The organism is Fulvimarina endophytica, from assembly GCF_003403015.1.
Taxonomy (GTDB): Bacteria; Pseudomonadota; Alphaproteobacteria; order Rhizobiales; family Rhizobiaceae; genus Fulvimarina; species Fulvimarina endophytica.
The window spans coordinates 105,468-112,908 of the sequence record NZ_QURL01000002.1; the positions used below are offsets into that span (position 1 = coordinate 105,468).

The 7,441-nt window shown below is 67.6% G+C and carries 8 protein-coding genes; 6 read left to right on the forward strand and 2 right to left on the reverse strand.

Annotated features, from left to right (window positions below):
* The first annotated feature begins 8 nt into the window (after nucleotides 1–8).
* The 3 genes from DYI37_RS03910 to DYI37_RS19895 are packed head-to-tail and all read left to right on the forward strand — an operon-like array spanning nucleotide 9 to nucleotide 2,888.
* Complete coding sequence (locus DYI37_RS03910; RefSeq protein WP_116681918.1) at nucleotides 9–1,595, forward strand: coiled-coil domain-containing protein; 1,587 nt, start codon at nucleotides 9–11, stop codon at nucleotides 1,593–1,595.
* 4 nt (nucleotides 1,596–1,599) lie between these two features.
* Nucleotides 1,600–2,091, forward strand: coding sequence for a GNAT family N-acetyltransferase (locus DYI37_RS03915; protein WP_116681919.1), 492 nt, complete (start codon nucleotides 1,600–1,602; stop codon nucleotides 2,089–2,091).
* Entirely contained in the window at nucleotides 2,088–2,888 is an 801-nt protein-coding gene (locus tag DYI37_RS19895) for a TrbL/VirB6 family protein (RefSeq protein WP_158555075.1), read from the forward strand. The genes DYI37_RS03915 and DYI37_RS19895 overlap by 4 nt, the downstream gene beginning before the upstream one ends.
* A gap of 54 nt (nucleotides 2,889–2,942) precedes the next feature.
* On the opposite strand, the gene DYI37_RS03925 is transcribed toward DYI37_RS19895, so the two are convergent.
* The gene (locus tag DYI37_RS03925) at nucleotides 2,943–3,974 is read right to left on the reverse strand and encodes a hypothetical protein (protein ID WP_147307872.1); all 1,032 of its coding nucleotides are present in this window, start codon (nucleotides 3,972–3,974) and stop codon (nucleotides 2,943–2,945) included.
* Here DYI37_RS03925 and DYI37_RS03930 point away from each other — a divergent pair.
* On the forward strand, nucleotides 3,973–5,628 hold the full coding sequence (locus tag DYI37_RS03930; protein ID WP_116681921.1) for a lysozyme family protein: 1,656 nt from the start codon (nucleotides 3,973–3,975) through the stop codon (nucleotides 5,626–5,628). The two genes, DYI37_RS03925 and DYI37_RS03930, sit on opposite strands and share 2 nt — an antisense overlap.
* Here DYI37_RS03930 and DYI37_RS03935 read toward each other — a convergent pair.
* Nucleotides 5,625–5,924 (reverse strand): hypothetical protein, encoded by a 300-nt coding sequence (locus tag DYI37_RS03935; RefSeq protein ID WP_147307873.1) that lies wholly within the window; start codon nucleotides 5,922–5,924, stop codon nucleotides 5,625–5,627. The genes DYI37_RS03930 and DYI37_RS03935 overlap by 4 nt on opposite strands.
* A gap of 150 nt (nucleotides 5,925–6,074) precedes the next feature.
* On the opposite strand from DYI37_RS03935, the gene DYI37_RS03940 reads away from it, so the two are divergent.
* Entirely contained in the window at nucleotides 6,075–6,647 is a 573-nt protein-coding gene (locus tag DYI37_RS03940) for a hypothetical protein (RefSeq protein WP_147307874.1), read from the forward strand.
* Nucleotides 6,647–7,441: a hypothetical protein gene (locus tag DYI37_RS03945; RefSeq protein ID WP_116681924.1), complete on the forward strand. Its 795-nt coding sequence runs from the start codon at nucleotides 6,647–6,649 to the stop codon at nucleotides 7,439–7,441. The genes DYI37_RS03940 and DYI37_RS03945 overlap by 1 nt, the downstream gene beginning before the upstream one ends.

Here is a 7,441-nt window from a genome sequence, read left to right on the forward strand (position 1 = left end):
GCGCGACTATGGCGACCACCACCGACCCGATGAAGCTCCTTTCCAGCGCCACCACCGGGGCCGGCGCCGCACCGGCCGCCGCGAAGCCGGCGAACAACGGTCTCGCGGCCGGGACAGGCGCCGCGCCGAAAGTGCCGACCACGCCGACGCTGAACGACAGTGTCGCCGACAAGGTCAACGCGATCACGTCGCAGGACTCGCCCCTGATGCAGCAGGCCAAGACCGACGGCCTCAAGATGGCCAACCGGCGGGGCCTTCTGAACTCCTCGATGGCGATCGGCGCCAGTCAGGATGCGATGATCCGGCAGGCGCTCCCGATCGCCAGCCAGGACGCCAACCAGGCGTTCCAGAAGAACATGGCGGCCGACCAGTTCCGTTACACGATGGAAGGCCAGAAGGATCAGCAACAGTTCCTTGCCGGTCAGTCCGAGCTGGATCGCGGTCTGCAGCGCGACATGCAGGGCAAGGATATCGCCTCCCGCGAGGCTCTCGCGAAGGCACAGCGGGATCTCGACACGGCGTTGCAGTCGAACCAGATCGCCGCCGCCGACCGGCAGCAGATCCGCGATATCGCGTCTCGCGAAGGCATGGACGCGGCGAACCGCGCCTTGCAGGAATTGATGCAGGGCAAGGACATTGCGTCCCGCGAAGGAATGGCGGCGCAGGACCGCGCTTTGCAGGAACGCCTCCTCGCCTCGAACCTCGACGCGACCAAGCAGGCGCAGATCAGGGACATCGCATCGAGGGAAGGTCTGGCGGCCGCCGACCGTGCGCTTCAAGAGGCTTTGCAGGGGCGGGATATCTCGTCGCGCGAGGGCATGGCAGAGGCCGACCGGGCGTTGCAGGAGGCGCTCCAAGGCCGGGACATCACGTCCCGCGAGGGAATGGCCGCAGCGGACAGGGCGCTTCAGGAGAAGCTCCAGAACTCCAGCCTGGATGCGACGAAACAGGCCCAGATCCGCGATATCGCTTCGCGCGAAGGGCTCGCCGCCGCCGATCGCGCGCTGCAAGAAGCGATGCAGGGACGCGATATCGGCTCGCGCGAGCAGATGGCCGCGGCGGAACGGGATCTTCAGGAGCGGATGCAGAGCGCCAGCATCGGCGCGACCGATCGCCAGCAGATCCGCGACATCGCCAGCCGTGAGGGACTGGCGGCGGCGGAACGGGCTTTGCAGGAGGTCATGCAGGGCCGGGACATCGCTTCTCGTGAAGGGATGGCATGGGCGGATCGAAACCTTCAGGAGAGCCAGTTCGCCCGCGATCTGGCTACCAGGGTCACTCTCGATCGCGAACAGCGTTATACCCAGGCCGCCATGCAGGGGCAGGAGATCGCCTATCAGCAGAACGAGCGGAACCTTGATCGCGCGCTTCAGGAGAAGCTCGCGGGCTGGAACCTGAAATCCTCCGATCGCAACGCGGCCGCTCAGTTCCTCACGAACATGGAGACGATGTTCGCCGACCAGTATTCGGCGATCATGGCGAACACGAACCTCGACGAGAACACGCGCGGAGCGCAACTGGCGTCGGCCCGCGCCATGCGCGACAAGCAGATCAATTTCGTGGAGCAGCTCTACGTCGTCGATCTGAACTGGTGAACCCATGACCGTCCGCCCCGCCACCTATGCCGACATCGCCGGCATCGTCTCCCTCCTCCACGAGGGGCACCGTCGATCGCATTACGCCAGGACCGACGTGATGCTCGACGAGCGCGAGGCGAAGCGGCTCCTCGTCCAGTCCATCCAGCGTCACGGATCGGTCAATCTGGGCGGCACCTTCCTCATGGTCGCGGAGAAGGCGGACGGGCGGATTTCGGGCGTCATCCTCGGGACCATGTCGCGGCTCTACGGCATCCTCGATCGCATGATGGCGTCCGATATCTTCTGGCTCGCCTCTCTCGACGTCGATCCGGGCGACCCGGTCGCGCTGATGCGGTCCATGGTCGAATGGGCGAAGTCCGCCCCCGACTGCTTCGAGGTGAAATGCGGGACGTCGGCGATCATTCGCGATGACCCGAAAGAGGCCGGGCGCGCCCTCGAACGCCTCGGTATGACCCATTACGGCGAAATCTATCGCATGGAGATCGAACGATGAGTGGAATCGTTTCAGGGATCACGAAAGCCTTCACCGCCGTCGGCTCGGCCGCCGCGCGTGTCACCAGTGCCGTCGCCGGTGTGGCGGCCTCGACCTTCACGGCCGGGGCCGCGACCGGGGCGAAGTCGATGGCGTCCGGAGGCCTGACGAGCGTTGCCTCGTCGTTCGGCGGCTCGACGCTCGGCCGCGTCCTGACGGGCGCGATCGGGCAGGCGGCGATCGGCGCCGTCGTGGGTGGTGGCATTTCGGCGCTGACCGGGGGCGGATTCGCGAAGGGCGCGCTCGTCGGCGGCGGGATCGGCGCGCTGACGGGCGGCATCTCGAGCTATGGCGCGGGAGGCGGGATCACCGGGGCTGCGGCGGACAGCGGCGGGGGCATTGCCCCGGCGAACACGTCAACCGGGCTTGCCCCGACCGGCGCGACGAGCGCCGCGCCTTCCTCATTGGCGGCAGGCGGCGGTGCGGCGGCGGCAGGGGCCGGTGGTGGAGGCGGCGGGCTCATGGGCTTCCTGACCTCCGAGACGGGCGGGAACGTCATCGCCGGCCTCGGAGAGGGCATCAGCTCTTGGTACGAGGGCAAGCGTGAAGACCGGAAGATGCAGATGCAGGCCGAGGAATACGACAAGCAGCGCGCCGCCGAACTCGAAAAGGAGATGCGGCTCAAGGCCAGCTACAACGTCAACCCGGCGGCCTACGAGACGCCGTTCCAGGGCGACAATACGGCCCGTCCGTCGCCGGCCGAGAAGTATTCCCGTTGGACCTATGACAAGGATGCCGGCCGCGTCGTGATGGCGTGAACTTGACGCCGGACCCGGTCGGGCTTACGCAGGAATTAACAGGGTGCCGGCCTTCTAGGTCGACCCCCGCATTTCATACCCGGAGAGCCAGGGGGCGGCGCGAATGCCGTCCCCGCCACGATGAACAGAAAGCCCCGTAGGCCAACCGCCTGCGGGGTTTTCTGCGTTCTGGGGCAGGGAAAGGATGATGATGAGGCACCTTTCCTCCCTTCGCTGGTCCTTGTGGGCGATGGCGCTCCATGGTCTCGGCAGTTCCCGAGGCGGCACTGGCGGTAGCCGCAGCGATAGTTCCGAGAACAGCGGCGGCCGATCCTCGTCTCCGAGTGGCGGATCGAAAGGATCGTCGTCCGGCAAGTCCTCTTCCTCGTCGTCGTCGAGCAAGTCGTCATCTCGTGGCGGCGGCATCGGCCCTGGCGGCAGCGGCGCGAGCGATCCCGGCGGCGACGGATCGGGCAAGTCCACGAAAAGCTCGTCGAAGTCGTCGAGCTCATCGTCTTCGGGCAAGTCGTCGTCTTCATCGTCTTCATCATCTGGATCGTCAGGGCGCGAGTCTTCGGGGCGCGAATCGTCGAAGTCGTCGACCAGCTCCAGCAGCGACAAGGGCGGCCGCGTCGGATCGTCGTCGAGAGACTCGAGCCGAAGCACGTCGAAGAGCGTCGGACCATCCGCCTCGTCGCCTGCGGGCGGCGCGCGCGCAGCGGCGGGCGGTGGCTCATCGAAATCGGATCGGGGCAACGTCTCCCGCGACACCAGAGGGCCGGCGGCCTCCTCGCCAGCCGGTGGAGCCAGGGCGGCCGCCGAGGCCGATCGGACAAGCACGCAGACGGCGACAGGGAAAACCTCGCGGTCCGAAGCGACCAGCTCGGCGAAGTCGACGCTTTCGCGGTCCCAGGAGGCGAACCTCGCCGGCCGATTGAGCGGCGCAGTCGACGCCGGTACCGGACGCGCGATCGGCCAACCCGCCGAGAAGAGCGCACGCGCCGCACCGACCGGGCTTTCGCCCTCGCAGGACAGGAATCTTGCCGGCCGTCTCGGCAACGCACGCGGCCCCGTCTCCTCGCCCCGCGCGGCGGAAGACGCCAGCATGGCAGCGCTGGGCGCGCAGAGGCGGGCCGAGGGCACGAATTACGGCCAGAGCTTCGCGCAGGCGCGCCGGCAAGCCGAAGATCAGTCGATGGCGAAGCAGACCGCCATCGCCGACGCCCTCTCCACCATTCGCAACGCCGAAGCGCAGAGAGCTCCGAACCCGAGAACCGGCGTTGCCGATCCGTATAATGGGCTCGTGACCGGGCGCCGAGGCGCGCCCACGCACGCGAACCTCACGGACATGACAATCTCCGAGGTTCAGGACTATCAGCGCGGCATGATCGCGCGCGGCCACCCGACGACGGCCGTCGGCGCCTATCAGACCGTCGCGGGCACGCTCGCCGAACAGGTCGCCCGCTCGAACATCAATCCGGACACGACCCGTTTCACCAAGGCGGTGCAGGACGAACTCGCCGTCGGCCTGATCGACAATCGAGCCGCGCAGGCCAGACGAAACGGTGAGATCGCGCCGGAACGGTTCCACGATCGGCTCGCGAGCGAATGGGCCGCGCTGAAGGGGCCGACCGGCAGAGGCCGATACGACGGCGACGGGCTGAACAAGGCATCGGTCTCCAGTGCGACCGTCGGCGGTCTGGCACGCGGTCTCGTCGACTCCGGTGCGATCGACGGCGTGACGTCGCGGCGCGGCGGCGCGGGCGCTCCATCGGCCGTCGCACAGGCAGCGACCCCCGACATCGGCCCGACCCCGACCGCCAGGGCCACGAACCCGGGCCGAGCTGGCATTCCCTCGCCGACGTCGCGCCCGAGCATGACGGCCGAGGCAGCGCCCTCGTTCCGCTCGTCCCAGGCGATGACGCCGGCCGCTTCGAGTTTCGCGGCCCCGACGCAATCCCCGGCTCCCGCGCCGACCATGCGCGGGACGCAGACGGTTCTTTCGGACAGGCAGAACACCGCCCTGACCGGACGGCTGGACGCGCTCTCCGCGCCGATGGGGCTATCCCCGAACGAACCGACCCGAATGGCATCGTCGGTCCCCGCGCCAGCGGCTCCCGCCTACTCTCCGACGATCGCCCCCGACAGGATCAAGTCAGGAGCGCCGGCAGCAATCGCGGACGTCACCACACCCGCAGTTCAGCCGACCCGCGCCCCCACGCCGACCACGAAGCCGGCCCAGCGCTTCGCAGAGACCTATCTGGCGAAGCCCGCCGCGCAGCCGAAACCTGCCCCGCGTGAGAGCGTGACCCAAGCTCCGACCCAAGCTCCGACCCGAGCTGCGGTTCCGGCCGAGCGCACGATCGTCGACAAGGCCGTCGCGGGCGCGATCGACATCGGCGTCGGCATGATACCGGGGCTTGGGATGCCGGCTGCGGCCTACAGCCTGGCTGCACCAATGCTGGGACTTCCGACGGCCGGGGATATGGCCTTGTCGCTTCGGGACAAGAACACGTTCGACCCGAACGAGCAGGCCGCGAAGGAAGCCAAGCGCCGGGAGACGGGCCGTGCCGGCATCGGTTCCGGCATGAAGGAGCGGGCGACCGATCCTGTGATCGAGGACGTCCCGGCGATGCCGCCCCCGCCCGCAACCGAGTTCGCGGCGAAGTATCTCGGCTTCAACGATCCGACGAAGCGGCCGACGCCGGAAGAGAAATGGGGTGCGAGCGGAGCGCCGTCATCGGCGCCCTATAGGCTCTAGCCGAAGCGACACGCATCCGCGTCGATATCGCGGCAGACGAGGGCGGTGCGGTCTTCGAGCGGCTTACCGTCGGGCGCGGTGACGACCGGGTCCGCATCCCCGGCATAATCCACGCGCCAGCCGTTCTGGTAGGCCACCGTGGCACCATTGGCGTTGCCGCACTCGAACTGAATGGCGGTCGTTTCACACGCTCCGCTGACGCAGATCTCGGCTCTCGGCGCGGACTGAAGAGCCGCCGGGTCCGTGTAGTCATAGCAGCCGGCCCAAGCAGGACCCGCTGCAAGCAAAATCCCCACGAACATCATCGTTCTCAGCATTGCTCAGTCTCCGATCGAGCGTGCCATTTCGGGAGATAACGAATGGACCCTCGTCAGGCTCCCATGGGCGAGAATAGTGCGCCGCCGTCCGCCGACCCGTCAACGGCCGGCGCAGCGCCGCAGCCGCGCATGTTGACCTCCGAAGAGCAGCCGGCCTCGCCGGAAGAGCAGGCGCTCTACGAGAAATTCGTCTCGAAGGCCTTCCTCATGGTCTACGACAAGAAGTTCATCCCGAAGGTTCTTGAAATGCTCGCGGGCGGCGACGATCCGCTCGAAGGCCTCGCCGTCACCGCCTCGATGGTGATCGCGCGCGTCATGAAGGCTGCGAAGGATGCCGGCCAGAAGCTCCCCGGCGATGTCGCGTTCGCGGGCGCCAAGGAAATCTTCGAGGACCTCGCCGAACTCTCGCGGCGGGCGGGGATCAAGGATTACAGCCAGGACCGGGATGCGCTGGAAGGCGCGATGTTCCGCACGATGGATCAGCTTCGGATGATCCTCGAGCAAAGCGGCGACATCGACCGTGAGGCCGCGAAGGCCGATCTCGCGATGCTCCAAGAGATGGACCAGTCCGGCCAGCTCGAACGCCTCTTCATGGACCTCGCTCAGAAGGACGAGGCGGCCGGGGCGCAGCCCCAGGCGCCAGCGACGTCCGAAGCCCCCCCGAAACGCCGTGGCGGCCTGATGCCGCAAGGAGAACGCTGATGGCCGGGCTTCTCGGTTTTCTCGCCGCCGGTGCGGCCAAGGGTGCGGGCGCGGGCATCGTCGCCGAGGCGCGGGCCCGGCGCGAGGCCGCGATCTCCGAACTCGAACACAGCCGCTTGCTCCAGCGTGAGCAGGCCGATCGCGATTTCCGTTCGAAGGAGGCCGCGACGGCGCGTGGCTTCCAAGCCGAGCAGAACGAGTTGTCGCGTGAAGAAAGCCGCCTCGATCGCGAAGCGCGCCGTGAGGAATCGCGCGCGGGTCGGGAAGAGGTCATGACCGGCTCCGACGGCGTAACGCTGCTTCGCGATGGCGACACCGTGCGCCCTGTCAAGGATCAGGACGGCAACCCCATCAAGTCCGCCCCATCCAAGTCCAACGATCCGGCTGACGTGCAGACCGCCAATTGGCTCGTCCGTGAGGGAATCGCCACCGACTCGAAGGAGGCATGGACGATCCTCAAGAGGGCGAGCGAGAAGCAGACCACTCCGGCCGACGTCGAGCGGATGGTGGAGAAGGCCGTCGATACCGAGCTGGGCGGTGGTCTCGTGCCCCCGTCGCGAGAAGCGATCGAGGAATCGCGCGAGCGCAACCGCATCCGCATCCGCACGAACCTCGGCCTCGAGACGGAAGAGGAGCCGAGCAGAAGCACCGCGCCGGTGTCCCGCCCCGAAGGCGCTTCGGATGCCGATATCATCAAACAGGCGAACGACGCTCTTGCGGCAGGCGCGCCGGCAAACGCGGTCAAGGCACGGCTCGAATCCTTCGGGATCGATCCGTCGAAGGTAGGCCTCTGA

Excerpts from the sequence above, each read along its gene's own strand:
- DYI37_RS03930 (WP_116681921.1), top strand. The coding sequence starts at position 3,973 with ATGGCAGCGCTGGGCGCGCAGAGGCGGGCCGAGGGCACGAATTACGGC.
- DYI37_RS03945 (WP_116681924.1), top strand. The coding sequence starts at position 6,647 with ATGGCCGGGCTTCTCGGTTTTCTCGCCGCCGGTGCGGCCAAGGGTGCG.
- DYI37_RS03925 (WP_147307872.1), bottom strand. The coding sequence starts at position 3,974 with ATGCTGGCGTCTTCCGCCGCGCGGGGCGAGGAGACGGGGCCGCGTGCG.
- DYI37_RS03910 (WP_116681918.1), top strand. The coding sequence starts at position 9 with ATGGCGACCACCACCGACCCGATGAAGCTCCTTTCCAGCGCCACCACC.
- DYI37_RS19895 (WP_158555075.1), top strand. The coding sequence starts at position 2,088 with ATGAGTGGAATCGTTTCAGGGATCACGAAAGCCTTCACCGCCGTCGGC.
- DYI37_RS03915 (WP_116681919.1), top strand. The coding sequence starts at position 1,600 with ATGACCGTCCGCCCCGCCACCTATGCCGACATCGCCGGCATCGTCTCC.
- DYI37_RS03940 (WP_147307874.1), top strand. The coding sequence starts at position 6,075 with ATGTTGACCTCCGAAGAGCAGCCGGCCTCGCCGGAAGAGCAGGCGCTC.